This window comes from Allobosea sp. 117, from assembly GCF_000702305.1.
GTDB lineage: Bacteria > Pseudomonadota > Alphaproteobacteria > Rhizobiales > Xanthobacteraceae > Ancylobacter.
Map to the genome: position 1 here is coordinate 175,934 of NZ_JNLC01000001.1, position 23,305 is coordinate 199,238.

The following is a 23,305-nucleotide window of genomic DNA, read 5'->3' on the forward strand; positions in this document are numbered from 1 at the left end:
TGATGAACCCGTCCACCGCCAATATCGAGGAAGCCATCCTCTCCGCCATTCTGGCGGGGCGGATCGCGCCGGGCACCCGGCTCGGTGAGCAGAAGCTCGCCGACCTCTTCAGCGTGTCGCGCACCCGCGTGCGCGAGGCGATGATGCGGCTGGAGACGCGCGGGGTGGTGCAGGTCAGCGCTCGGCGCGGCTGGTACGTGGTCGAGCCTTCGGCCGAGGAGGCGCGCGAAGCCTTCCATACGCGGCGGGTGATCGAGACCGGCCTGCTCCACACCGTCCGCGACATCTCGCCCAAGGCGCTCGGCAGCCTGAAGGAGCATGTCGCCGCCGAGCGCGCGGCGATCGAGAGCGGCGACGTCGGCTCGCGCGCCTGCCTGCTTGGCGACTTCCACATCCATCTCGCCGATGTCCTCGGCAACCGCCTGCTGACCGAGATCATCCGCGACCTCACTGCCCGCACCACCCTGATCTCGATGCTCTACCAGCCGACCGAGAAAGCCGAGGAATCCAGCCACGACCACGAGGACATCGTGGCGGCGCTGGAGGCGCGCGACTTCGAGCGCGCCGCGAGCCTGATGGCCGAGCACATCGACAATGTCGAAGCCGGGCTCGACCTCGACACCAAGCCCGATCCGCTCGCCTCGCTGCGCGAGCTGCTGTCGCCTTCGACCTTCGCCGGCTCACCGCCTTCCATGCCTCATGCGCACACGCACGGGGCACCGCATGCACAGCCTTCCTCTCAACGGACCAAGGATTGACCGATGAACCGTCGCTTCTTCCTCGCCGCCCTCGCCGGAGGGTTCCTCGCCGCCGCCATCGGGCTGCCGGATATCGCCAAGGCCGATGCGCTCGCCGACATTCTGGCGCGCAAGACCATCCGCATCGCGGTGCCGCAGGACTTTCCGCCCTTCGGCAGCGTCGGCGCCGACATGGCGCCCAAGGGCTATGACGTCGACATGGCGAAGCTGATCGCCGGCAAGCTCGGCGTGAAGCTGGAGCTGGTGCCGGTGACCAGCGCCAACCGCATCCCGTATCTGCAGACCAACAAGGTCGATCTCGTCATCTCCTCGCTCGGCAAGAACCCCGAGCGCGAGAAGGTCATCGACTTCTCGACCGCCTATGCGCCGTTCTTCAACGGCGTGTTCGGCCCGGCCGGCGTCGCGGTGAAGGATGCGGCCGGTCTTTCCGGCAAGACCATCGGTGTGACGCGCGGCGCGGTCGAGGATCTGGAGCTCACCAAGATCGCCCCCGCCGACGCCACCATCAAGCGCTACGAGGACAATAACGGCACCATCTCGGCCTTCCTCTCGGGTCAGGTCGATGTCGTCGCCACCGGCAATGTCGTGGCGGCGGCGATCATTGCCCGCAACCCGCCGAAGAAGCCGGAGATCAAGTTCCTGATCAAGAACTCGCCCTGCTACATCGGCCTCAACAAGAACGAGCCGGCGCTGCTGGAGAAGGTCAACGCGATCATCGCCGGCGCCAAGGCCGACGGCGCGCTCAACAAGATCGCGCAGCAGTGGCTCGGCGCCGACCTGCCGGCCGACATCTGACCGACGCATCGGAGCGGCCCGGGGCGGCCGCTCCCCATCATCCTAGTGGGCGCTTCCCGAACAGAGGACGGGGGACGGGGCATGGCTTATGCGTTCGATTTCGGCTGGCTGGTCGAATACTGGCCGGTCCTGCTCAAGGGCATCGGCATCACCTTGGAGCTGACGGTGATAGGAGGTCTGCTCGGGGTGTCGCTCGGCATCGCCTGCGCCTGGGCGCGGGCGCTCGGTCCGGCATGGCTGCGGCCTTTCGTTTCCGCCTATGTGGAAATGATCCGCAACACGCCGTTCCTGATCCAGCTCTTCTTCATCTTCTTCGGCCTGCCGGCGCTCGGCTTCCGGCTCGGCGAGCTGGAGGCGGCCAACCTCGCCATGGTGATCAATCTCGGCGCCTATAGCTGCGAGATCATCCGCGCCGGCATCCAGGCGACGCCGCGTGGCCAGTTCGAGGCCGGCGCTAGCCTCGGCATGACGCGCTTCGAGACCTTCCGGCATGTGGTACTCGTGCCGGCGTTGCAGCGCATCTGGCCGGCGCTGTCCTCGCAGATCGTCATCGTGATGCTGGGCTCCTCGGTGGTCTCGCAGATCGCGGCGGAGGACCTCACCTTCGCGGCGAACTTCATCCAGTCGCGGACCTTCCGGGCGTTCGAGACCTATTTCGTCTCGACCCTCATCTATCTCGCCCTCGCGATCCTGCTCCGGCAGGTGCTGCGCGGGGTCGGCTGGAGCATCTTCCCCAAGCGTGGAGCGGCGGCGCGATGAGCGAGTTCACCCTCTGGGACATCCTGCGCAACCTCTTGCTGGCGACCCGCTGGACCATTGTGCTGTCGCTGGTCTCCTTCGTCGGCGGCAGCCTCGTCGGCGCGCTGCTGCTGCTCCTGCGCATCGGCTACAACAAGGCGGGCCGTGTCTTCGCGCGCGGCTATATCGAGCTCTTCCAGGGCACGCCGCTGCTGATGCAGCTCTTCCTCGCCTTCTTCGGGCTGGGGCTGTTCGGCATCGACGTGCCGGCCTGGCTCGCCGCCGGCCTCGCGCTGATCCTGTGGACCGCGGCCTTCCTCGCCGAGATCTGGCGCGGCTGCGTCGAGGCCATCGCCAAGGGCCAGTGGGAGGCCTCCTCCAGCCTCGGCATGGGGTACATCCAGCAGATGCGCTACGTGATCCTGCCGCAGGCGCTGAAGATCGCCGTGCCGCCGACCGTCGGCTTCTCGGTGCAGGTCGTCAAAGGCACGGCGCTGACCTCCATCATCGGCTTCGTCGAACTGTCCAAGGCCGGAACCGTGGTGACCAATGCCACCTTCGAGCCCTTCACCGTCTACGGCCTCGTCGCGCTGATCTATTTCTGCCTGTGCTGGCCGCTCTCCAAGTCTTCCCAGATCCTCGAGAGGAAGCTCAATGTCGCTCATCGAAATCACTGAAGTGAAGAAGCGCTTCGGCGACAACGAAGTGCTGAAGGGCATCAATATCGACGTCGAGCCCGGCGAGGTGATCGCCATCATCGGCAAGTCCGGCTCGGGCAAGTCGACGCTGCTGCGCTGCATCAACGGGCTGGAGACCATCGACGAGGGCTCCATCTCGGTGGCCGGCGCGCAGCTTCTGCCGGACGATCTGCACCTGAAGGCACTGCGGCTGAAGGTCGGGATGATCTTTCAGGGGTTCAACCTGTTTCCGCACCTGACCGCCGGCAAGAACGTGATGCTCTCGCAGATGGTGGTGAAGAAGACGCCCAAGGCCGAGGCCGAGGTGATGGCCAAGAAGATGCTCGACCGGGTAGGGCTCGGCCACAAGTTCGACGCCTATCCCGACCAGCTCTCCGGCGGCCAGCAGCAGCGCGTCGCCATCGCCCGCGCACTCGCCATGCAGCCGATCGCGCTGCTCTGCGACGAGATCACCTCGGCGCTCGATCCCGAGCTGGTCAACGAGGTGCTGGCGGTGGTGAAGGAGCTCGCCTCCGAGGGCATGACGCTGCTGATGGTCACCCACGAGATGCGTTTCGCCCGCGACGTGTGCTCGCGCGTCGTGTTCATGCATCAGGGCCGGGTGCACGAGATCGGGCCGCCGGGCGAGGTGTTCGCCAATCCGCAGACGCCGGAACTCAAGCAGTTCCTCGGCATGCAGTGAGGCGCCTCACGCGGCGACGTCGCGCTCGCCGGCGAAGAAGCGCTGCCGGTAGTCGCCCGGCGACAGGCCGACGATGCGATGGAAGACCCGGCGGAACGCCGCCGGGTCCTCATAGCCGACCGACCAGGCGATCTGGTCGACCGGCCGGCGGGTGAATTCCAGCAGCTCGCGCGCCTTGCCGATGCGCAGGTGCTGCGCATATTCGGTCGGCCGCATGCCGGTCGCCGCCTTGAAGCGGCGCAGGAAGGTGCGCTCCTCAAGGCCCGCCTGCTGCGCCATCTGCGTGACGTCGACATCGCGCGCGGTCTTGGCCTGCAGCCAGTGCTGGACCTTCAATATCGCCTCGTCGCCATGGGTGAGGCGGGGCGAGAAGCTGCTGTAATGCCGCTGCTCGCGGCCCGCGGGATCGATCAGCAGGAATTTGGCGGTCTCGACCATCACGGTCGGTCCGAGCAGCCGGTCGACGAGCCGCATGCCGAGATCGGTCCAGGCCATGATGCCGCCGGCGGTGACGATGTCGCCGTCCTCGATCAGCATCCGGTCGGGCTCCATCAGCACCTTCGGGAAACGGGCGCGGAAGACATCGGCGAAGTGCCAGTGCGTGGTGGCGGCGCGTCCATCGAGCAGGCCGGTGGCGGCCAGCACGAAGGAGCCGGCGCAGACCGAGGCGAGGGTCGAGCCGTGCGCGTGATGGTCGAGCAGCCAGCCGGCATAGGGCGCGGCCTCCTCGACGTTTGAAGGAGCGGTGAGGCGGCCCGGCACCACCAGCACGTCGGCGCGGCCGCCATATCCGGGATGGGTGTCGAACACCCGCGTGAAGCCACCGTCCTCCCCGCGCAGCCAATGGCTGACCCGCAGCGGCGCGCCGCCGCGCTCGACCGAGTAGCGGCTCGCCACAGCGAACAGGTCCGTCATGCCGTGGACCATGGCGATCTGGCAGTCCGGATAGATCAGCAGGCCGACTTCCGCCTTCGCTGCCGGGGTCGCTTTCATCATTTTCGCCTCGTGTCAGTTTCGGCTCGACATATGTCGGAACTGCCAATCCTGACCATGCCGGAGATCGCCTATCCCTACAAGCACCGGGCGCCAACGCCCACCACGCAAGCGAACAGGGGATACTGCGATGACCACGATCACCACCAAGGACGGCACCCGCATCTTCTTCAAGGAGCTGGGTCCCAAGGACGGGCAGCCGATCGTCTTCTCCCATGGCTGGCCGCTGACCGGCGATGCCTGGGACGCGCAACTGGTGTTCTTCGCCAACAAGGGCTACCGCACCATCGCCCATGACCGGCGCAGCCATGGCCGCTCCGACCAGGTCTGGCAGAACAACAACATGGACCAGTATGCCGACGACCTCGGCGAGCTGATCGAGCAGCTCGACCTGAAGAACGCGGTGCTGGTCGGCCACTCGACGGGCGGCGGCGAGGTCACCCGCTATGTCGGTCGCCACGGCACCGGCCGCGTCGCCAAGCTGGCGCTGATCGGCGCCGTGCCGCCGCTGATGCTGAAGACCGAAGCCAATCCCGGCGGCCTGCCGATCGAGGTGTTCGACGGCATCCGCAAGGGCACCTACGACAACCGTTCGCAGTTCTTCAAAGACCTCACCATCCCGTTCTACGGCTACAACCGCGAGGGCGCGGTGGTCTCGGAGGGTATCCGCGAGGGCTTCTGGCTGCAGGGCATGATGGGCGGGCTGAAGGGTCAGCTCGACAGCATCCGCGCCTTCTCGGAGAGCGACTTCCACGAGGACCTGAAGCGGTTTGACAAGCCGACGCTGGTGCTGCATGGCGACGACGACCAGATCGTGCCGATCGGCGCCTCGGCGCTGGAGACGGTGAAGATCGTCAAGCACGCGGTGCTGAAGGTCTATGAAGGCGCCGACCACGGCCTGACGCAGACCCACCAGGACCGCTTCAACGCCGACCTGCTCGCCTTCATCGAAGGCTGATCCTCCTCGCTCCACGTTGATGGCGGGCGCCGCGACCGGCGCCCGCCAATTTGCGTGGGAAGGGGGTTTTCGGCATTGCGCTTATAAAATTGTCTGACAAGCTGGCGCCCCTGTGCCGCGGTGCGATGGCGCCGCTTCGAGGAGAGACTTCGTCATGAGCGCCGCTACCACCGAGACCCGCCCGCTTCTGTTCACCGGCGCCGCCGGCATTCTGGGGCGCTGGCTGCGGCCGCGGCTGATCGAGGCCTATGGCGCGCTCATCTCCACCGACATCGCCGATCTCGGCCCCGCTTTGCCGGGGGAGGAGACAGTGGTCGCCGACCTCGCCGATGCGCAGGCGGTCGACGCGCTGGTGGCGCGCGCCGGGCGCATCCTGCATTTCGGCGGCATCTCCTACGAGACGACCTTCGACCGGCTGGTGCCCTCCAACATCGTCGGCACCTATAATGTGTTCGAGGCGGCGCGCCGGCACGGCGTCGGGCCGATCGTCTATGCGAGCTCGAACCACGCCATCGGCTTCTACGAGAGCGGCCGCCAGCTCGACACCGAGGTGCGCACGCGGCCGGATTCGCTCTACGGCGTGACTATGGCGTTCAAGGAGAACCTCGCCAGCCTCTATTACGACAAATACGGCGTCGAGAGCGCCGGGCTGCGCATCGGCACGGCGCGGCCGGACCCGATCGACCCGCGGCACCTCTCTACCTGGCAGAGCTACGAGGACCTGCTGCGGCAGATCGAGGCCTGCTTCGCCGCGCCAAAGCTCGGGCGCATCGTGATGTACGGCGTCTCCGCCAATGACCGCTCCTGGTGGAGCAACGCGCTGGTCGGCGAGGTCGACTATCGCCCGCAGGACAATGCCGAGGCCTTCGCCGGCGCGCTGATCCCGAACGGCGACACCCGCGACCCCGAGGCGCCGGAGGTGAAGTACCAGGGTGGCCCCTTCGTGTCGGACGGCTATGCGCGCTGAGGGGTGAGGCGAGGGCGTCTCTGCCGGCTGGGAAGAGGCGCTGGGGGGTGGGTGAGGTGTGCGGGCGGACAGGGGGCGGCATTCGGGGACGGACGGAGCGCCCCGCTCACCCCTCGCGCAGCCTGTCCGCCGCGGCGCGGATGCGGTCGGCGACGAAAGCGAGGGAAGGGGCGTCCAGCCGGCGCACATCGACCAGCAGCCGGCCGCGATCGGCGAGCAGGTCGCGCACTAGGATGCGCGGCACGCCGTCCGCGATCGCCCGCGCCAGCGCCTGCGCGTCGCCGCCCGCCTCGGCGGGCGTGACGTCGAGCGCGACGCGGCTGAACGGGTTGCCGGTCTCGTCCGGCAGCACCGAGGCGGCGATGCCCGGCAGGCCGGCGAGCCCGGCCGCCAGCGACTGCGCGCGGGCGAGCACGGCCTCAGCCTCCGCCGCGTGATCGCGCCTCTCCCAGCGTTCCAGCGCCGCGATGGCGCCCATCACGGCCTCCTTGGCCGCCTTCATCGGACGGCCGACGCCGTGCTGCTGGGCGGCGCAGGCGCGCACCAGCCCGGCGCGGCCGGCAATTATGCCGGCGGTCGGCCCGCCCAAAGCCTTCTGCGCGCTGAACAGCACCAGATCGGCGCCGGCGGCGATCAGCTCCGGCCAGCCATATTCGGCGGCGGCGTCGACGATGACCGGCACGCCGGCGGCATGCGCCTCCGAGACGATGTGCGCCAGCGGCAGCATGCCAGTCTGCGCGGTGTGGTGCGAGACGACGTGCAGCACCGCCGCCGTCTCCGGCCCCAGCGCGGCGCCGAGTTGATGCGCCCGCGTCTCGGTGGCGGCACCGATCTCCCGCACGCGGGCGCCGCTGAGACGGATGTCGCCAGTGATCAGCGCCCCGTAATCGACCACATGGCCTTTCTGGATGACGATCTCGCCGCGCATGCCCGTGCTGTCCGGCAGCCGCGCGACGCGGCCGGGGTCGTCGCCGGCCATCGCGGCGGCGCAGGCGATGACGATGGAGGCCGAGGAACAGTTGGTGACGAAGCCGGCCTCGGCGCCGGTGACGCGGGCGATGACCCCGCTCGCCACCCTCTGCAGCTCGGCCATGCTGACCGACAGCGGCAATATGGCGGCGACAGCCTCGACGATTTCCGGCGCCACCGGGCTGGCGCCATGGACGGTTTCGGTGCCCGAGACGTTGAGGAGCGGCGTAAGCTGGTAGCGCGCGAGCCGGGTGGGCAAAGTGCCCGTCGCGCGGGTGGCGGCTTTCGTGCGGTCGGCGTTGTGGGCGGGCACGGGCGATCCTCCGTTCCATCTCTCCGGCGGCGCGGCTGTCGGGGAGCGACTTTTGCGAAATGCTTCGCGCGCCGCCTTGACGAGAAGATGTCTGATAAGTTTACAATTAGATCCCCTACAAGAAAACGGAAATCCCTATGCCGTCGATCGATCTGAGCGCCATCGAAGCCGGGCTGGTCGACGGGAGCTTCAAGGGGCTGCCGCCGGATATGCCGCCGCTGCCGCTCGGCGAGATCGGCCGGCAGGGCTGGAGCGTGCTCGACGAGGACCTGCCGCTGCCGCTCGCGGTGCTGAAGCGCTCGGGCATCGAGCGCAACAGCGCCTATATGCGCGCCTTCCTCGAACTCACCGGCGCGCGCATCGCCCCGCACGGCAAGACCACCATGGCGCCGCAGCTCTTCGCGCGGCAGATCGCCGACGGGGCGGTGGCGATCACGCTCGCCACCGTGCAGCAGATCCGTGTGGCGCGCCGCTTCGGCTTCGACCGCATCCTGCTCGCCAACCAGGCGGTGGGCCGGCAGGGGACGGCCTATCTCGCCGCAGAAACCGAGCGGCATCCCGGGCTGAAGCTCTGGAGCTTCGTCGACTCCGCCGCCGGGGTACGGCGCCTCGCCGAGGCGAAGCGGGCGGCGGGAGGTGAGGTGCCGCTTCGGGTGATCCTCGAAGGCGGCTTCGCCGGCGGGCGCACCGGCTGCCGCACGCTCGCCGATGCCGAGGCGGTGGCCGATGCCATCCGCGCGGCGGCGCCCTATGTCGTGCTGTCCGGCGTCGGCGGCTATGAGGGGCTGCTGGCCGGCGCCAATCCGCAGGCGACGATGGAGCGGGTCGACGGCTTCCTCGACCATCTGGTCGCCATCGCCCGCATGTGCGAGGCGCGCGGCGCCTTCGCGCCGGGGCCGGTGATCCTCACCGCCGGCGGCTCGAGCTTCTACGATCTGGTGGCGCGGCGCTTCGCGGCCGCGGGGCTTAAGAGCGAGGTCGAGGTGATCATCCGCTCGGGCTGCTACCTCACCCATGATTCCGGCACCTATGAGGACCGCTTCGAGGATCTGCGCCGGCGCTTTCCGCAGGTCGACAGCCTGCGCGAGCGCCCCGCCCACGCGCTGGAGGTGTGGGCCTATGTGCAGTCGCGGCCCGAGCCTGAGAAGGCGATCCTCACCATGGGCAAGCGCGACGTCTCCTTCGATTCCCGGCTGCCGGAGCCGCTCATGTGGTACCGGCCGGGGAGCGCCGGCGGGCCGCAGCCGATCGGCGAGCGCCATGCGGTGGCGGGGCTGAACGACCAGCACTGCCACATGGTGCTGCCGGCCGACAGCCCGCTGCAGGTCGGCGACATGGTCGCCTTCGGCATCTCGCATCCCTGCACCACCTTCGACAAATGGCAGGTCATTCCGGTGGTCGACGACGACTACCGGGTGGTCGATGCCATCCGCACCTTCTTCTGACGGGACAGGACGATGAGCGAGATTGATTTCGACGCGCGGCTGGCGGCTCTGGGCGAGGAGGTGCCGGAGCCGACGGTGCCTGGCGCCAACTACGTGCCGGCGGTCGTCGTCGGCAATCTCGTCTTCCTCGCCGGGCAGGTGCCGCGGCGCGGCGAGAGCCTGACCTGCGTCGGGCGGCTCGGCGAGAACCTGACCATCGAAGAGGGGCAGGCGGCGGCGCGGCTCTGCGCGCTGAATCTGATCGTGCAACTCAAGGTCGCCGCCGGCGGCTCGCTGAAGCGCGTGAAGCGCATCGTGAAGCTGACCGGCTTCGTGAACTCGGCGCCGGACTTCACCGCCATGCCGCAGGTGGTCAACGCTGCCTCGGACCTGTTCATCGAGATCTTCGGCGAAGCCGGACGCCACGCCCGCAGCGCGGTCGGCGCGCCGAGCCTGCCGCGCGGGGTGGGCGTCGAGATCGAGGCGATCGCCGAAATCGAGATCTGAACGCCTGTCACGCACGCTTCCGGGAGAGCCTGCCATGAACGCCCCGTTCGCCTCGCCGCAGGATGCTGCCGCCAGCGAGTCCGCAGCCCGCGGCCACCGCCGGGACCCGCGCCACGACGTCCTGTTCGAGCCGGTGCGCATCGGCCCGAAGACGATGAAGAACCGCTTCTACCAAGTGCCCCAATGCACCGGGGCGGGACACATGCGCCCCGGTTCCAATGCCGGGCACCGCGCGGTGAAGGCGGAGGGCGGCTGGGGCGGGCTGTGCACGGAATCCTGCTCGATCCACCCGGAAGTGAACCAGACCACCGTCACCAACGCCACGATCTGGGACGAGGGCGACGTCATCAACCACCGTCACATGGTGGACGAGGTGCACAAATGGGGCGCGCTCGCCGCCGTCGAGCTCGGCGCCGGCGGGGTGAAGGACAATCTCTGGAGCCGCTATGTCGCCCCCGCCATAGACCGCTTCCCGTCCTCCGGCGTGAACAAGGTCTACACCTATCCGGCGACCGAGGAGGACATCGCCCGCGTCATGCAGATGTATGAGGACGCGGCGCGGCGGGCGCGGGATGCGGGCTTCGACATCCTCTATGTCCACGGCGCCGCCGGCGTGTTTCCGGCGCATGCGCTGTCGCGCCACTTCAACCGGCGCACCGACAAATATGGCGGCTCCTTCGAGAACCGCGCGCGCTTCTGGGTCGAGGCGCTGGAGCGGCTGAAGAAGGTGGCCGGCGACGACTGCGCGGTGGCCACCCGCATCACCATCGACGACCTCGCCGGGCCGTGGGGCGTCGAGCTGCACGACGAGGGGCTGGCCTTCGTCGAGTACATCACCAGGCTCGGCCTGGTTGACATGTGGGACGTGATCATCGGCGGCTCGGGCGACGACAATTGGGGCGAGGATTCCGGCCCGTCGCGCTTCTACAAGTCGAACCACCAGGCGCCGTGGAATGCCGAGGTGAAGCGCATCGCCAAGGTGCCGGTGGTCGGCGTCGGCCGCTTCACCGATCCTGACGAGATGGCGCGGGTGGTGCGCACCGGGCAGATCGACATCATCGGCTGCGCGCGGCCCTCGATCGCCGATCCGTACCTGCCGAAGAAGATCGAGGAAGGGCGGCCGGAGGATATCTGCGAGTGCATCGGCTGCAATGCCTGCATCTCCCGCTACAACCTCGGCAACATGCTGCTCTGCACGCAGAATCCGACCGCGATGGAGGAATATCGCCGCGGCTGGCACCCCGAGAAGTTCGAGCCGGCGCCTGCGCCGCGCACCGTGCTGGTGGTCGGGGCCGGGCCGTCGGGGCTCGAATGCGCGCGCGTGCTCGGCCGGCGCGGCTATGACGTGCAGCTCTGCGAGGCGAGCGAGACGCTCGGCGGGCACATGCGCAACACGGTGAAGCTGCCCGGTCTCGCCGAGTGGGGGCGGGTGTTCCAGTATCGCGAGAACCAGCTCCTGCGCATGCCGAACGTCACCATCATGCGCGGCACCGGGCTCGTCACCGCCGACGACATCCTCGAATTCGGCGCCTCGCGCGTGGTGCTGGCGACCGGCGCGCACTGGGTCGGCAACGGGCTCGGCGCCTCCGGGCCGGACGGCATTCCCGGCGTCGACGACGGGCTCGACGTGTTCGTGACGCCGGAGCAGTTCTTCGCCGGCAAGGCGATCGGCGACCGGGTCGTGGTGCTCGATTCCGACGGCTACTACATGGCGATCAGCATCGCCGAGGCACTGGCCGACCAGGGCAAGCAGGTGACGATCGTCACCCATCACGAGAAGATCGCGCCGGTCACCGAGCTCACGCTGGAGAGCCACAATCTGCGGCGCATGATGCGCGAGAAGGGCATTGCGGAGCGCATCGGCCACTGGGTGGAGCGTGTCGAGGTCGGCGCCGGTGGCGCCGAGGTCGTGATCTATGACCGCTATCGCGACGGTTCGCGCCGCACCAGCGAGCCGAAGACCGGCGTCTATCCGCGCCGGCTCGGCGATGCCGTGGAGGTGCTCGCCTGCGACAGCGTCGTGTTGTGCACGGCGCGCGAGTCCAATCGCGGGCTCTACGACGATCTCGTCGCCCGCCGCGAGAAATGGGCGGAGGTCGGGATCGAGGCGGTGGTGCGTTCCGGCGACTGCCTCGCCCCGCGCCTGCTGGCCGCCGACGCGATCTTCGACGGCCACCGTATCGGCCGCGAGATCGAGAGCGACAACCCCGAACGCCCGCGCGCCATCATCCGCGAGCGGCAGATCTGGGGGCAGGAGACTTTCCCGAAGCTGGGGGACGCGGTGCTGTGAGCCGACGTCAGCCCTTCTGCTTCCACGCCTCGAACTCGGCGAGGGCTTCGGGGGCGGGCGGGTAGAGGCCGAAGATCGAGCGGCCTTCCTTCACCTTCTCGGTGACGAAGTCCTCGTAGCGCGACTGCTCGAAGCCCTGCCGCGCCACCTCGTCGGCGAGATGGCGGGGGATGACCACGACGCCCTCGCGGTCGCCGACGATGACGTCGCCGGGATAGACCGGCACGTCGCCGCAACCGACCGGGACGTTGATGTCGACGGCATGGTGACGGGTGAGGTTGGTCGGCGCGGCGCGGCTTGCGCAATAGACCGGGAAGTCCAGCGCCTCGATGGTGGGGGAATCCCGGAGCCCCCCGTCGGTGACGACGCCGGCGGCGCCGCGCACCATCATGCGGGTGACCAATATGCTGCCGGCGCCCGCCGCGCGGGTGTCGCGCCGGCAGTCGATGACCATCACATGGCCGGGCGGGATGGTCTCGACCGCCTTGCGCTGGGGATGCTCGCGATCCTCGAACACGGCGGAGACGTCGATGTCCTCGCGCGAGGGGATGTAGCGCAGGGTGAAGGCCTCGCCGACCATGGTGCCGCCACCGGTGGACAGGCGCTGGACGCCCTGCATGAAGGTGTTGCGCAGGCCGCGGGCCATGAGCTGCGAGGTGATGGTCGCGGTGCTGATGCGCGCGAGCAAGGCGCGGGTCTCGTCGGACAGGGGAGCGGGCGTGGTCACGATAGGCATTCCCTGACATCGGCGTATGATGGCCGCCGCAGCGCGTCGCCGAACCGGCCGAGCGGCGTTGGGGAAGGCGGCGCTGGCGCGGGCGACGTGTCCGGTCCACCGGACGCGAGCGTGACTTCTTGTCGGACATGTTTACCGGATTTCCGGCGGAATGGCGAGGCCTGTCGGGCTTCAAGCGGGGCAGATTTGCCACCTTGGCGCGGGCATGGGGGCAATGTCGGAGCGGCCGCCATACCCCGAAAGCTGGCGATTTCCAGCGTTTCGCCGCCCGTCGCGGCGCCTGCAACATGCGTCATCCGCGGGTGGTGGACGAACCTGACTGACAAGTTAATGAATTAATTGACAGGTTCTCGGGGCCATGCAAGCCTGCCCGTCAAGCTGTGAGAACAACAGCTCTTCCTCATCAGGTGGAACAGCGGAGCTTGCCGTCATGGTCGTGCGCGATCCTCTTCCCCGAATGCCGGACGTAAAACGTGCCCTTCCCGCAGGCCGTGGAGCCGCGATCGCGAGAATTGCCGTCCCCAGCGTCGCCGCCCTGTGCGCCGTCTGGCTCGGGGTGTCCGCCGCCGGCGCCGCCGACTACAAGCAGGCCCCGGCGCTCGATGCCCTCGTGAAGGAGGGCAAGCTGCCCGCGGTCACCGAGCGCCTGCCGAAGAACCCTCGCGTGGTGACGCCCTATGAAAAGGTCGGCACCTATGGCGGCACCTGGCGCTCCGGCATGGTCGGCGGCTCCGACCGCAACTGGCTGTTCCGCATCGCCGGCTACGAGCCGCTGCTGGCCTGGGACCGCGAATGGAGCGGCAAGGTCATCCCGAACCTTGCGGAATCGGTGACCGGCAACGCCGACGCCACGGTTTTCACCATCAAGCTGCGCGAGGGCCTGAAGTGGTCGGACGGCAAGCCGTTCGGCGCCGACGACCTCGGATTCTTCATCAACGACATCGCCGGCAACAAGGAATTGCTGCCGAACGGCATCGACTGGGTGATGAGCGGCGGCGAATTGCCGAAATTCGCCAAGGTGGACGACACCACCTTCACCCTCACCTTCAAGGAGCCCTACGGCCTGTTCCCGCAGCGCCTCGCCAGCGTCTATGGCGTGCAGGCGGTGATGATGGCGAAGCACTACTGCTCGCAGTTCATGCCGGCCTACAACAAGGACGGTGTCGCCGAGCTGCAGAAGAAGGCCGGCGTCGCGAGCTGGACCGAGCTGTTCATCAAGAAATGCGCGGTCGACACCGAGGTGAACGAGCGCTGGCAGAACCCCGAGCGCCCGACCATGGAGCCCTGGGTGATCAAGGACCCCTACATCAGCGGCGCGACGCTGGTGACGCTGGTGCGCAACCCCTACTACTTCAAGGTCGACACCGCTGGCCAGCAGCTCCCATATATCGACGATCTGCGCATTTCGGTGAATGCCGACAAGCAGACGCTGGTGCTGAAGGTGGTGAATGGCGAGATCGACTATCAGGACCGCCACATCAACACCAATTCCAACCGCGCGGTGTTCGCCGACGCGCTGGAGAAGGCGAAGCTGAAGATCGTCGACGGCGCCAATGCCGACATGAACACGACGATCATCTCGCTGAACCTCACCCACAAGGATCCGGTGAAGCGCGAGATCTTCAACAACAAGGATTTCCGTATCGGCCTCAGCTACGCGATCGACCGGCAGGCGATCATCGACGCCGCCTTCGTCGGGCAGGGCGAGCCCTGGCAGGGCGCGCCGCGCAAGGAGTCGCCCTTCTACAATGAGCGCCTCGCCAAGCAGTACACCGAGTACAGCGTCGCCAAGGCCAATGAATCGCTCGACAAGGCCTATCCGAAGAAGGACAGCGCCGGCTTCCGGCTCGGCCCGGACGGCAAGCGCATCACCTTCAACGTGCTGGTGATCCCGGCGCTGGGCGACTTCCTCGACTCCACCCAGCTCGTGGTCCAGTACTGGCAGAAGGTGGGCGTCGACGCGAAGATGCAGACGGTCGACCGCGGCCTGTTCTACGACCGCAAGGACAATAACGATCAGGACGCCACCGTCTTCCTCGGGTCGGGCGGCATGGTCGACGCGCTGTTCGAGCCGACCTTCTACTTCCCGTTCTGGAACGAGTCGCTGTTCGCCGTGCCGTGGGGCACCTGGTTCGCCTCCGGCGGCAAGGCGGGCGAGGAGCCGCCGGCCCCGGCGAAGAAGCAGATGGATCTCTACCGCCAGATCACCCGCTACGCCGACACCGCCAAGCAGGCCGAGCTGATGAAGCAGATCCTCGATATCGCGGCGGACGAGTTCTACGTCATCGGCGTCTCGACGCCGGGCGGGCTCTACTCGGTGTCGAAGAAGAACCTCGGCAACGTCTATCCGCGCCCCTTCGCCTGGACCTATCCGACGCCGGTGGCGAGCAACACCGAGACCTACTTCTTCGCGAAGTGAGGGCGTTCCGACGCGACAAAATACCGGCGCCGTCCGTCGAGGCGGGTGGCGCCGGCGTGCCGCCCCGGCGCCACGCGGTTGTGCGGGCGTCCGCCTCCATGGTTGTCTTGCGTTCTCGGAGGGAGGGATAGATGCTGCGTTTCATCCTTCGCCGCGTCCTGTGGATGATCCCGTCCTTCATCGCGGTGTCGGTCGTCGCCTTCATCATCATCCAGCTTCCGCCGGGCGACTTCGTCACCAGCTATGCCGCTGACCTCGCCACCTCCGGCTCGCCGGCGGACCCGGCGACGCTTGAGGCGATGCGCATCCGCTACGGCCTCGACCAGCCTCTGGTGATTCAATACTTCCACTGGATCTGGAACGCGCTGAACGGCGATCTCGGCGTCTCCTTCGAATATCGCACGCCGGTCGCCGACATCATCTGGGGCCGGCTCGGCATGACCGCGCTGGTCGCCTTCTGCACGCTGATCTTCGTGTGGATCGTCGCCTTCCCGGTCGGCGTCTATTCGGCGGTCCGGCAGTACAGCGTCGGCGACTACATCGTCACCTTCCTCTGCTTCCTCGGCATGGCGACGCCGAACTTCCTGCTCGCCCTCTTCGTCATGTACCTGTCGGTGACCTATCTCGGCTATTCGGTCGGCGGCCTGTTCTCGCCGGACTTCGAGAACGCGGCCTGGAGCCTTCCCCGCGTCGTCGATCTTTTGAAGCATCTGTGGATCCCGGTGCTGGTGCTCGGCGTCGCCGGCATCGCCGCGCTGGTGCGCATTATGCGGGCGAACCTGCTCGACGAGCTCGGCAAGCCCTATGTCGAGACCGCCCGTGCCAAGGGCCTGCCGGAGCTGACGCTGATCCTGCGCTATCCGACGCGGGTGGCGCTCAACCCCTTCATCTCGACGGTCGGCTGGGTGCTGCCGGTGCTGGTGTCGGGCGACGTCATCGTCTCCTCGGTGCTCAGCCTGCCGACCGCCGGGCCGATTCTCATCCAGGCGCTGAAGACGCAGGACATGTATCTCGGCGGCGCGCTCATCATGTTCCAGTGCATCCTCGTGCTGATCGGCACGCTGCTCTCCGACCTGCTGCTCGTCTGGCTCGACCCGCGGATCCGCTATGACCGCTAGCTCCGCGCCCGCCGATCTCCCGGCCCCGGTCGACCTGCGCGCCGCGCGGCGCGCCTCGGCCTCGCAATGGCGGCTGATGTGGTGGCAGTTCCGCCGCCACCGCCTCGCGATGATCAGCAGCGTCGTGCTCGCCTTGATCTCCTTCGTCGCGATCTTCTGCGAGTTCCTCGCGCCCTTCGATCCCAACGCCTTCACGCCGCGCTACACCTATGCGCCGCCGCAGGCGCTGCATTTCTTCGACCGGAACGCCGAGGGCGGCCTCGTCTGGAGCCCGCACGTCAACGGCTACAAGGTGACGATCGAGCCGACGGCGTTGCGCCGCGTCTTCGTGGTGGACGAGGCGCAGAAAGTGCCGGTCGGCTTCTTCGTCGCCTCCGAGCCCTACAGCATGTGGGGGCTGTTCACGCTGGAGACCAAGCTGTTCGGCCCACTGAACAAGGGCGATCCGCTGTTCCTGCTCGGCGCCGACCGACTCGGGCGCGACATGCTGAGCCGCATCATCTACGGAACGCGCATCTCCATGTCGATCGGGCTGATCGGGGTGATGCTGAGCCTCGTGCTCGGCCTCGTGCTCGGCGGCATCTCCGGCTATTACGGCGGCTGGATCGACAACATCATCCAGCGCGTCATCGAGTTCATCCTGTCGCTGCCAACGACGCCGCTCTGGCTCGGCCTCGCCGCCGCCATGCCGAACAACTGGCCGCCGCTGCAGATCTATCTCTGCATCACCATCATCCTGTCGCTGATCGGCTGGACCAGCCTGGCGCGCGTCATTCGCGGACGCTTCCTGTCGCTGCGCACCGAGGATTTCGTCACCGCCGCCAAGCTCGACGGGGCAAGCGAGCGGCGCATCATCTTCCGCCACATGGCGCCGTCCTTCGTCAGTCACATCATCGCCGAGGTGAGCCTCGCCATCCCGGCGATGATCCTCGCCGAGACGGCGCTGAGCTTCCTCGGCCTCGGCCTGCAGCCGCCGATCGTGAGCTGGGGCGTGCTGCTGCAGGAGGCGCAGAACATCCGCTCCATCACCACCGCGCCGTGGCTGTTCGCGCCGGGCATCGCCGTGGTGGTGGCGGTGCTGAGCCTCAATTTCGTCGGCGACGGGCTGCGCGACGCCGCCGACCCCTACAGGCAATCGTGATGGCGGAAAGCGCGGGCGATATCGTCGTCGAGGTGAAGAACCTCTCGACCTGGTTCGGCAGCGGCGGCGACACCTTCAAGGCGGTCGACGGCATCGACCTCATGCTCCGGCGCGGGCGCACGCTGTGCGTGGTCGGCGAGAGCGGCTCGGGCAAGAGCGTCACCGCGCGCTCCATCCTCAACATCGTGCCGAAGCCGGGGCGCATCGCCGAAGGGCAGGTGCTGCTGCACGGTGCCGGGCCGGGCGGCGCGCCGCTGGACCTTGCCGCACTGAACCCGCATGGCCGGCAGATCCGCGCCATACGCGGGCGCGACATCTCGATGATCTTCCAGGAGCCGATGTCGAGCCTCAGCCCGGTGCACACCATCGGCCAGCAGATCGTCGAGGTGATCCGGCTGCACCAGAAGGTGAGCAACGCGGAAGCACGCGAGCGGGCGATCGCCATGCTGGAGCAGGTGCGCATCCCGCGGCCCGAGCAGAGCATCGACGCCTATCCCTTCGAGTTCTCCGGCGGCATGCGCCAGCGCGCCATGACCGCCATGGCGCTCGCCTGCGAGCCGAAGCTGCTGATCGCCGACGAGCCGACCACCGCGCTCGACGTGACGACGCAGGCCGAGATCCTCGATCTGATGCGCGGCCTGCAGCAGCGCCTCGGCATGGCGATGATGTTCATCACCCACGACATGGGGGTGGTGGCGGAGATCGCCGACGACGTGGCGGTGATGTATCGCGGCAAGATCGTGGAAACCGGGCCGGTCGACGAAATCTTCCACGCGCCGCAGCACCCCTATACGCGCCGGCTGCTCGATTCCGTGCTCGCGCTGGAGAGCCGCTCGCATCTCGCGTCGAAGATCGCCAGGCCGAACCCGGCCGACGTCATCCTCGAGGTGCGCGACCTCTCGCTGTCCTTCGGCGGGCGCGATGCCTTCGGCGGCGTGAAGGCGGGCGGGGTGAAGGCGCTCGACGCGGTGAGCTTCTCGCTGGCACGCGGCGAGACACTCGGCATCGTCGGCGAGAGCGGTTCCGGCAAGACGACGCTCGGGCGCTCGATCATGCGCATCCTCGCGCCCGACGCCGGCAACATCGTCTTTTCCGGCCGCGACGCGGCGCCGGTCGACCTCGCGGCGCTGCCGCAGGGGGCGGTGCGCCCGCTGTGGCGCGACATCCGCATGATCTTCCAGGACCCTTTCGCCTCGCTGAACCCGCGCATGACGGTGCTGCAGGTGATCGCCGAGCCGCTGCGAAATTACGGGGTCGCCGCCGGCGCAGAGCTGGAGGAACGGGTCGGCGAGCTGCTCGACCGGGTGGGGCTGCCGCGCGACGCCATGCGGCGCTATCCGCACGCCTTCTCCGGCGGCCAGCGCCAGCGCATCGGCATCGCCCGGGCCATCGCGATGCGCCCGCAGCTCATCGTCGCGGACGAGGCGACCTCGGCGCTCGACGTCTCGCTGCGCGCGCAGGTGCTGGACCTCATGCTGGAGCTCGGGCGCGAACTGTCGATGAGCTACGTGTTCATCAGCCACGACATGAGCGTGATCCGCTACATGTGCGACCGCGTCGCCGTCATGCATCGCGGCCGGATCGTCGAGATCGGCGAGACCGAGGCAGTGTGCGAGAACCCGCAGCACCCCTATACGCGGGCGCTGATTTCCGCCATTCCCAAGCCCGATCCGCGCCAGCGCGGGCGCCTCGCCCGCATCCGCTACGGCGCCGAGGCGGTGGCCTGAAGAGAGGGGAAGCCGTTGTCCGAGGTTGAATGCGTGCTCGACATCCGCGCCGATCTGGGCGAGTGCCCGGTCTGGTGCCCACGCGAGCAGTCGCTCTACTGGATCGACATCTATGCCGGTCGGCTGAACCGCTTCGATCCATCAACGGGCACCAACAGCTTCTGGCAGCTCCCCGAGCCGATCGGTTCGTTTGCGCTGTGCGAGACCGGCGGCGCGCTGGTGGCGCTGAAATCGGGCCTCCACCGGCTCGATTTCGGCAGCGGCGGGCTCACGCCCTTCGCCGCACCCGAGGCGGACCTGCCGGGCAACCGGCTGAATGACGGGCGCTGCGACCGGCAGGGCCGGTTCTGGGTCGGCAGCATGGCCGATCCGGTCGATTTCGAGCGGCCGCACGGTTCGCTCTACCGGGCCGATCCGGGCGGGGGCTGCACGCGGATGGTGGAGGGGCTCTATGTCGCGAACGGGCTCGCCTTCAGCCCGGATGGGCGCACGCTCTACCATTCGGATTCCTTCCGCGAGGTGCGCACCGTGTGGGCGTGGGACCTCGATCCCGATGACGGCGTGATCTCCAACCGCCGCGTCTTCGTCGATACGCACGGCATGCCCGGCCGGCCGGACGGCGCGGCGGTGGATGCTGACGGCTGCTACTGGATGTCGGCGATCGACGGCTGGGAGCTGGTGCGCTTCACTCCGGCGGGCGTCGTCGACCGGCGCATCGCGCTGCCCATCGCCAAGCCGACCATGATGGCCTTTGGCGGGCCGCGGCTGGAGACGCTCTACATCACCTCGATCCGTCCGCCCGGCCCGTGCCTCGACCAGCCGCAGGCCGGCAGCCTGTTCGCCGTCGAGGCCGGCGTGCCGGGTTTGCCGGAGCCGCTGTTTCGCGCCTAGGCGGCGCCATCTCGTCTGACGACTTTACAAAGCTGGAATGGATTGCCAAATCTCGATCGCATCACGACCATAAGATGACATCTCCGTCTGAGACGGGAGGGAGGAAGGCTTGGCCCGCAAGACAGCCGAACTGAAGCTGCGGCAGAAGACCGAGTGGACGGCGCAGGCGCCCCAGCGCCCCTCGCGTCTCGCCGACCAGCTCTATGAGCAGATCCTCGACCGGATCGTCTCCGGCGCCATGCCGGAGGGCGAGAAGCTGCCGTCCGAAAGCCAGCTCTGCGAGCTCTACGGGGTCTCGCGCCCGGTGGTGCGGGAGGCGCTCTCCCGCCTGCAGGCCGACGGCGTGGTGATCTCGCGCCACGGCTCCGGCTCGTTCGTGCAGCGCCGGCCCGCCCAGGCCTTCTCGCTGCTCGCGCCGATCGGCGACGTGGCGGACCTGATGCGCTGCATGGAGTTCCGCGTCGCGCTGGAGGGCGAGGCCGCCTATCTCGCCGCCATGCGGCGCAGCGAGGCCGATCTCGACCGCATCAAGCGGGCCTTCGGCGAGCTGGAGCGGGTGATCCACAATGGCGAGGTCGGCGGCGAGGCCGACCAGGCGTTCCATGTCGCGATCGCGGCGGCGGCGCAGAACCGGCTGTTCGTCCATGCCATGGAGATCTTCGCCGAGCACACGCTGAAGGGCATGGACCTTGCCCGCAAGCTGTCGCTGCGCCAGAGCGCGCGGCGGCTGCAGCTCGTGCAGCAGGAGCATCTGCGGATCCTGCAGGCGATCGAGGCGGAGGAGCCGCACGAGGCGCGCGAGGCGATGCGCACCCACATCGACAATGCGCGCATCCGGGTGCTGACCGACAGCGCCGAGCCGTGAGGGCGGTGCGGGTTTCCATCGGTCGGGAGCGACGTCATCCCGAGGTGCTCGGGCCATGCCCGAGCCTCGAAGGATGGTCGTCCGGCGCGCGCTGTGAGCATCCTTCGAGGCCGGCCCTCGGGCTTGCCATTGGCAAGACCTGCGGGCCGGCACCTCAGGATGACGGTGTTCGGAGCCGGGATCGATCGCCCTTCACGCCGCAACCGGCGCCAGGCTCTCGTCGAAGGCGCGCAGGGCGCGGGCGACGGGGGCGACCCGCGCGCGGTCGTCCGGCGTGAGGTTGGAGAGCAGCGGCAGGGCCGGCCCCATCTCGGCGATGCCGGCGAGGCCGACGCCGTCATGCAGCACGCGGATGGGGTTGATGGTGTCGCGCAGAGTCTCGAAGGGCAGGAAGTGGCCGCGCAGCCCCTCGGCCTCCTCATAGTCGCCGGCCTGCAGGGCGTGCAGTATGGCGGTCGAGGCGCGGGGCGCCACCGAGACCGAGCCGGAGGTGAAGGCGCGCAGGCCGAAATGGCGCCAATGCGCGATGGCCGGCCGCTCGCCGATGCCGCTGATCACGCGGGTGACGTCGATGCGCTGCAGCAGCTCCGAGAGATAGGCGTCGGTGGTCGGGTCCTGCCGCACGATGGCGTATTTGACCGCGCTGATCTGCCCACGATCATAGAGCCGGCCAATGGCGGCGGGGGTGATGTAGCCCTCCGAGCGCACATAGGCGATGACCGGGCGGCCGAGCCGTTCGGCGAAGCGGGCGATGCCCTCCTCGACGCCGTCCGAGGTCGAGGCGCTGCTCGCCGGCAGCACCATGGCGGTGGGGAAGGGGCGGGTGCGCAGCGCGTCGGCCTGATCGATCATCTTGCCGAAGTCGGGCCCGACCGAGGGGATGATCCAGCTTGTCGGGGCGGCGAGCTCCAGCAGCATGTCGAGCAGCGCCGGGTACTCGCTCACCGGGACATTGTAGAGATTGGCGTTGCCGCCATACATCAGCGTCGAGACGCCGCCCTGTTCGAGATGACGGATCAGGGCCGCATTGGCTGCGCGATCGAGCGCAAGATCACTGTTTCGGGCGAGCGGGGGAACCGCCACGACCGACTTCGTCAGATCGCCGTGCATGGTCACTCTTTCTCGGCTGGCCGACAGGCCGACATACCCCCTGCGCCGACAGGCTCCCGCCCGGCGCAACCGGACGATGCGCATCCTAGAGGCTTCGCCGGAGGCCGTCAATGCAAGGCGTAAACTTGTCTTACATCTATGCCGCCGCCCTCACAGGCGGAGCAGCCGCGCCGCCGTGCCGCCCATGACCTGCCGGCGCTCCTCTTCGGCGAGATCGGGGAAGAGCCGCCCCCAGTCGACCGCCTGCTCATAGGAGCAGACCTTGCGCACGCCCGGATAGTCCGAGCCGTACATCACCCGCGCCGCGCCGAACCGGTCGAGCACGCGGCGGTAGAACGGCACAATGTCGGGGAAGGGGTAGGGCGTGCGGGCATCCTCCGCCACGCAGAGCAGCTTGAAGGCAACGTTGGGCACGCCCGCCAGCGCGTCCAGATGGACGTCCGCTTCCGGGGCGCGGTGCACCGCGCCGCCGAGATAGTCGACGATGAAGGGCGTTGCCGGATGGCGCGCCGCCAGCGCCGCGATCACCGGCGCCTGGCCGATGTCCATGTGGAAGGAGAGGTTGAGGCCGAGCGCCTCGACCGCGGCGAAGAGCGGGCGGCGCGCCGCGTCGAGCAGCCAGCCGGCATCGCCCTGCCGGATGATGTTGAAGCGCAGGCCCGTGCATCCGCCGGGGCCGCACCAGCGGGCGAGATCGGCGGCCGGATCCGGTGCGCGCGGATCGACGAGGCAGATGCCGGCGAATCGCTGCGGCCAGCGCTCGAGGCAGTCCATGAGATAGCGGTTGTCCCAGCCATAGACGCTCGGCTGCACCAGCACGACCCGGTCCACCCCGGCGCGGTCCATGTCGTCGATCAGCATCTCCACCGGCGCCGGCTGCGTCGGCGGCGGGACATGGGCGAGTATGGGCTGAAAGGGATAGGCCGAGGGATCGCTCGACCAGACATGCGCATGGGTATCGACGATCACGACGGCTCGAGGCTCCGGCAGGATGGGTGTGCCGCGCTGGCGGCGGTGAGGAGAGGCGCGCAGGGGAGCGCGTCGCGGGGTTTCGCGTCAATGGCGAAGATGCGGGTCGGTTTGGCGGGGCGCGAACGTCGCTGCGATCGTCATTTTGCGGCGGTGTTCCGGTGCCGGAATGTGGCGCTGCACCAATCGCCCCGTACCGGCGGGGAATGGCGCAGTTGCTGGCGTCGCGGCCGGTCC

Annotated in this window: 21 protein-coding genes; 16 read left to right on the plus strand and 5 right to left on the minus strand. The window is 68.3% G+C overall.

The annotated features are described in order from the left end of the window. Positions 1 to 2 precede the first annotated feature (2 nt). The 5 genes from U742_RS0100785 (at position 3) to U742_RS0100805 (ending at position 3,671) form a co-directional block, all read left to right on the plus strand. Positions 3 to 758 carry a GntR family transcriptional regulator gene (locus U742_RS0100785; RefSeq protein ID WP_029349063.1) on the plus strand — a complete coding sequence of 252 codons (756 nt, stop codon included), beginning with the start codon at positions 3 to 5 and terminating at the stop codon, positions 756 to 758. A gap of 3 nt (positions 759 to 761) precedes the next feature. Next, complete coding sequence (locus U742_RS0100790; RefSeq protein ID WP_029349065.1) at positions 762 to 1,553, plus strand: transporter substrate-binding domain-containing protein; 792 nt, start codon at positions 762 to 764, stop codon at positions 1,551 to 1,553. Between the two features lie 81 nt (positions 1,554 to 1,634). Next, complete coding sequence (locus tag U742_RS0100795; protein WP_029349067.1) at positions 1,635 to 2,312, plus strand: amino acid ABC transporter permease; 678 nt, start codon at positions 1,635 to 1,637, stop codon at positions 2,310 to 2,312. After that, positions 2,309 to 2,968, plus strand: coding sequence for an amino acid ABC transporter permease (locus U742_RS0100800; protein ID WP_029349069.1), 660 nt, complete (start codon positions 2,309 to 2,311; stop codon positions 2,966 to 2,968). The genes U742_RS0100795 and U742_RS0100800 overlap by 4 nt, the downstream gene beginning before the upstream one ends. Further along, positions 2,946 to 3,671 carry an amino acid ABC transporter ATP-binding protein gene (locus U742_RS0100805; RefSeq protein WP_029349071.1) on the plus strand — a complete coding sequence of 242 codons (726 nt, stop codon included), beginning with the start codon at positions 2,946 to 2,948 and terminating at the stop codon, positions 3,669 to 3,671. Before U742_RS0100800 ends, U742_RS0100805 begins: the two co-directional genes overlap by 23 nt. 6 nt (positions 3,672 to 3,677) lie before the next feature. On the opposite strand, the gene U742_RS0100810 is transcribed toward U742_RS0100805, so the two are convergent. Beyond that, a complete protein-coding gene (locus U742_RS0100810) occupies positions 3,678 to 4,667 on the minus strand; it encodes a GlxA family transcriptional regulator (protein WP_029349073.1) in 990 nt (329 codons plus the stop codon). A gap of 127 nt (positions 4,668 to 4,794) precedes the next feature. On the opposite strand from U742_RS0100810, the gene U742_RS0100815 reads away from it, so the two are divergent. Further along, positions 4,795 to 5,622, plus strand: a complete 828-nt coding sequence (locus U742_RS0100815) for an alpha/beta fold hydrolase (protein ID WP_029349075.1) — start codon at positions 4,795 to 4,797, stop codon at positions 5,620 to 5,622. 154 nt (positions 5,623 to 5,776) lie between these two features. Continuing rightward, on the plus strand, positions 5,777 to 6,589 hold the full coding sequence (locus U742_RS0100820) for an NAD-dependent epimerase/dehydratase family protein (RefSeq protein ID WP_029349077.1): 813 nt from the start codon (positions 5,777 to 5,779) through the stop codon (positions 6,587 to 6,589). 106 nt (positions 6,590 to 6,695) lie between these two features. Here the strand turns inward: U742_RS0100820 and U742_RS0100825 are convergent, their stop codons facing one another. Beyond that, positions 6,696 to 7,871, minus strand: coding sequence for an aminotransferase class V-fold PLP-dependent enzyme (locus U742_RS0100825; protein ID WP_051660748.1), 1,176 nt, complete (start codon positions 7,869 to 7,871; stop codon positions 6,696 to 6,698). A gap of 137 nt (positions 7,872 to 8,008) precedes the next feature. On the opposite strand from U742_RS0100825, the gene U742_RS0100830 reads away from it, so the two are divergent. Genes U742_RS0100830 through U742_RS0100840 form a run of 3 tightly spaced genes read left to right on the plus strand, consistent with a single transcriptional unit; the run spans position 8,009 to position 12,092 of the window. Beyond that, positions 8,009 to 9,316: a type III PLP-dependent enzyme domain-containing protein gene (locus U742_RS0100830; protein WP_029349081.1), complete on the plus strand. Its 1,308-nt coding sequence runs from the start codon at positions 8,009 to 8,011 to the stop codon at positions 9,314 to 9,316. A 12-nt stretch (positions 9,317 to 9,328) separates the two neighbouring features. After that, entirely contained in the window at positions 9,329 to 9,802 is a 474-nt protein-coding gene (locus tag U742_RS0100835) for a RidA family protein (RefSeq protein WP_029349084.1), read from the plus strand. 34 nt (positions 9,803 to 9,836) lie between these two features. Continuing rightward, positions 9,837 to 12,092 (plus strand): oxidoreductase, encoded by a 2,256-nt coding sequence (locus U742_RS0100840; RefSeq protein WP_081852746.1) that lies wholly within the window; start codon positions 9,837 to 9,839, stop codon positions 12,090 to 12,092. 7 nt (positions 12,093 to 12,099) lie between these two features. On the opposite strand, the gene U742_RS0100845 is transcribed toward U742_RS0100840, so the two are convergent. After that, positions 12,100 to 12,819 carry a ribonuclease activity regulator RraA gene (locus U742_RS0100845; protein ID WP_248310223.1) on the minus strand — a complete coding sequence of 240 codons (720 nt, stop codon included), beginning with the start codon at positions 12,817 to 12,819 and terminating at the stop codon, positions 12,100 to 12,102. A 565-nt stretch (positions 12,820 to 13,384) separates the two neighbouring features. On the opposite strand from U742_RS0100845, the gene U742_RS0100850 reads away from it, so the two are divergent. The 6 genes from U742_RS0100850 to U742_RS0100875 all read left to right on the plus strand — a co-directional run bounded on the left by U742_RS0100850 (position 13,385) and on the right by U742_RS0100875 (position 20,989). Then, positions 13,385 to 15,247 carry an ABC transporter substrate-binding protein gene (locus U742_RS0100850; RefSeq protein WP_051660749.1) on the plus strand — a complete coding sequence of 621 codons (1,863 nt, stop codon included), beginning with the start codon at positions 13,385 to 13,387 and terminating at the stop codon, positions 15,245 to 15,247. Positions 15,248 to 15,378: 131 nt separating this feature from the next. After that, positions 15,379 to 16,365, plus strand: a complete 987-nt coding sequence (locus tag U742_RS0100855; RefSeq protein ID WP_029349091.1) for an ABC transporter permease — start codon at positions 15,379 to 15,381, stop codon at positions 16,363 to 16,365. Further along, positions 16,355 to 17,506 (plus strand): ABC transporter permease, encoded by a 1,152-nt coding sequence (locus U742_RS0100860; protein ID WP_081852748.1) that lies wholly within the window; start codon positions 16,355 to 16,357, stop codon positions 17,504 to 17,506. Before U742_RS0100855 ends, U742_RS0100860 begins: the two co-directional genes overlap by 11 nt. Continuing rightward, positions 17,506 to 19,233 carry an ABC transporter ATP-binding protein gene (locus tag U742_RS0100865; RefSeq protein WP_029349096.1) on the plus strand — a complete coding sequence of 576 codons (1,728 nt, stop codon included), beginning with the start codon at positions 17,506 to 17,508 and terminating at the stop codon, positions 19,231 to 19,233. The genes U742_RS0100860 and U742_RS0100865 overlap by 1 nt, the downstream gene beginning before the upstream one ends. Before the next feature lie 15 nt (positions 19,234 to 19,248). After that, positions 19,249 to 20,124, plus strand: a complete 876-nt coding sequence (locus U742_RS0100870; protein ID WP_029349098.1) for an SMP-30/gluconolactonase/LRE family protein — start codon at positions 19,249 to 19,251, stop codon at positions 20,122 to 20,124. Between the two features lie 109 nt (positions 20,125 to 20,233). After that, on the plus strand, positions 20,234 to 20,989 hold the full coding sequence (locus tag U742_RS0100875) for a FadR/GntR family transcriptional regulator (RefSeq protein WP_197028136.1): 756 nt from the start codon (positions 20,234 to 20,236) through the stop codon (positions 20,987 to 20,989). Positions 20,990 to 21,181: 192 nt separating this feature from the next. On the opposite strand, the gene U742_RS0100880 is transcribed toward U742_RS0100875, so the two are convergent. Continuing rightward, positions 21,182 to 22,099, minus strand: a complete 918-nt coding sequence (locus U742_RS0100880) for a dihydrodipicolinate synthase family protein (protein WP_029349102.1) — start codon at positions 22,097 to 22,099, stop codon at positions 21,182 to 21,184. A gap of 150 nt (positions 22,100 to 22,249) precedes the next feature. Further along, positions 22,250 to 23,068 carry an amidohydrolase family protein gene (locus tag U742_RS0100885; RefSeq protein WP_029349104.1) on the minus strand — a complete coding sequence of 273 codons (819 nt, stop codon included), beginning with the start codon at positions 23,066 to 23,068 and terminating at the stop codon, positions 22,250 to 22,252. Positions 23,069 to 23,305 lie beyond the last annotated feature (237 nt).

Bases quoted from the DNA above. Each gene is read 5' to 3' on its own strand.
- U742_RS0100795 (WP_029349067.1), top strand. From the start codon at position 1,635: ATGGCTTATGCGTTCGATTTCGGCTGGCTGGTCGAATACTGGCCGGTC.
- U742_RS0100835 (WP_029349084.1), top strand. From the start codon at position 9,329: ATGAGCGAGATTGATTTCGACGCGCGGCTGGCGGCTCTGGGCGAGGAG.
- U742_RS0100855 (WP_029349091.1), top strand. From the start codon at position 15,379: ATGCTGCGTTTCATCCTTCGCCGCGTCCTGTGGATGATCCCGTCCTTC.
- U742_RS0100865 (WP_029349096.1), top strand. From the start codon at position 17,506: ATGGCGGAAAGCGCGGGCGATATCGTCGTCGAGGTGAAGAACCTCTCG.
- U742_RS0100860 (WP_081852748.1), top strand. From the start codon at position 16,355: ATGACCGCTAGCTCCGCGCCCGCCGATCTCCCGGCCCCGGTCGACCTG.
- U742_RS0100880 (WP_029349102.1), bottom strand. From the start codon at position 22,099: ATGCACGGCGATCTGACGAAGTCGGTCGTGGCGGTTCCCCCGCTCGCC.
- U742_RS0100815 (WP_029349075.1), top strand. From the start codon at position 4,795: ATGACCACGATCACCACCAAGGACGGCACCCGCATCTTCTTCAAGGAG.
- U742_RS0100790 (WP_029349065.1), top strand. From the start codon at position 762: ATGAACCGTCGCTTCTTCCTCGCCGCCCTCGCCGGAGGGTTCCTCGCC.
- U742_RS0100810 (WP_029349073.1), bottom strand. From the start codon at position 4,667: ATGATGAAAGCGACCCCGGCAGCGAAGGCGGAAGTCGGCCTGCTGATC.
- U742_RS0100805 (WP_029349071.1), top strand. From the start codon at position 2,946: ATGTCGCTCATCGAAATCACTGAAGTGAAGAAGCGCTTCGGCGACAAC.
- U742_RS0100830 (WP_029349081.1), top strand. From the start codon at position 8,009: ATGCCGTCGATCGATCTGAGCGCCATCGAAGCCGGGCTGGTCGACGGG.
- U742_RS0100785 (WP_029349063.1), top strand. From the start codon at position 3: ATGAACCCGTCCACCGCCAATATCGAGGAAGCCATCCTCTCCGCCATT.
- U742_RS0100840 (WP_081852746.1), top strand. From the start codon at position 9,837: ATGAACGCCCCGTTCGCCTCGCCGCAGGATGCTGCCGCCAGCGAGTCC.
- U742_RS0100820 (WP_029349077.1), top strand. From the start codon at position 5,777: ATGAGCGCCGCTACCACCGAGACCCGCCCGCTTCTGTTCACCGGCGCC.
- U742_RS0100800 (WP_029349069.1), top strand. From the start codon at position 2,309: ATGAGCGAGTTCACCCTCTGGGACATCCTGCGCAACCTCTTGCTGGCG.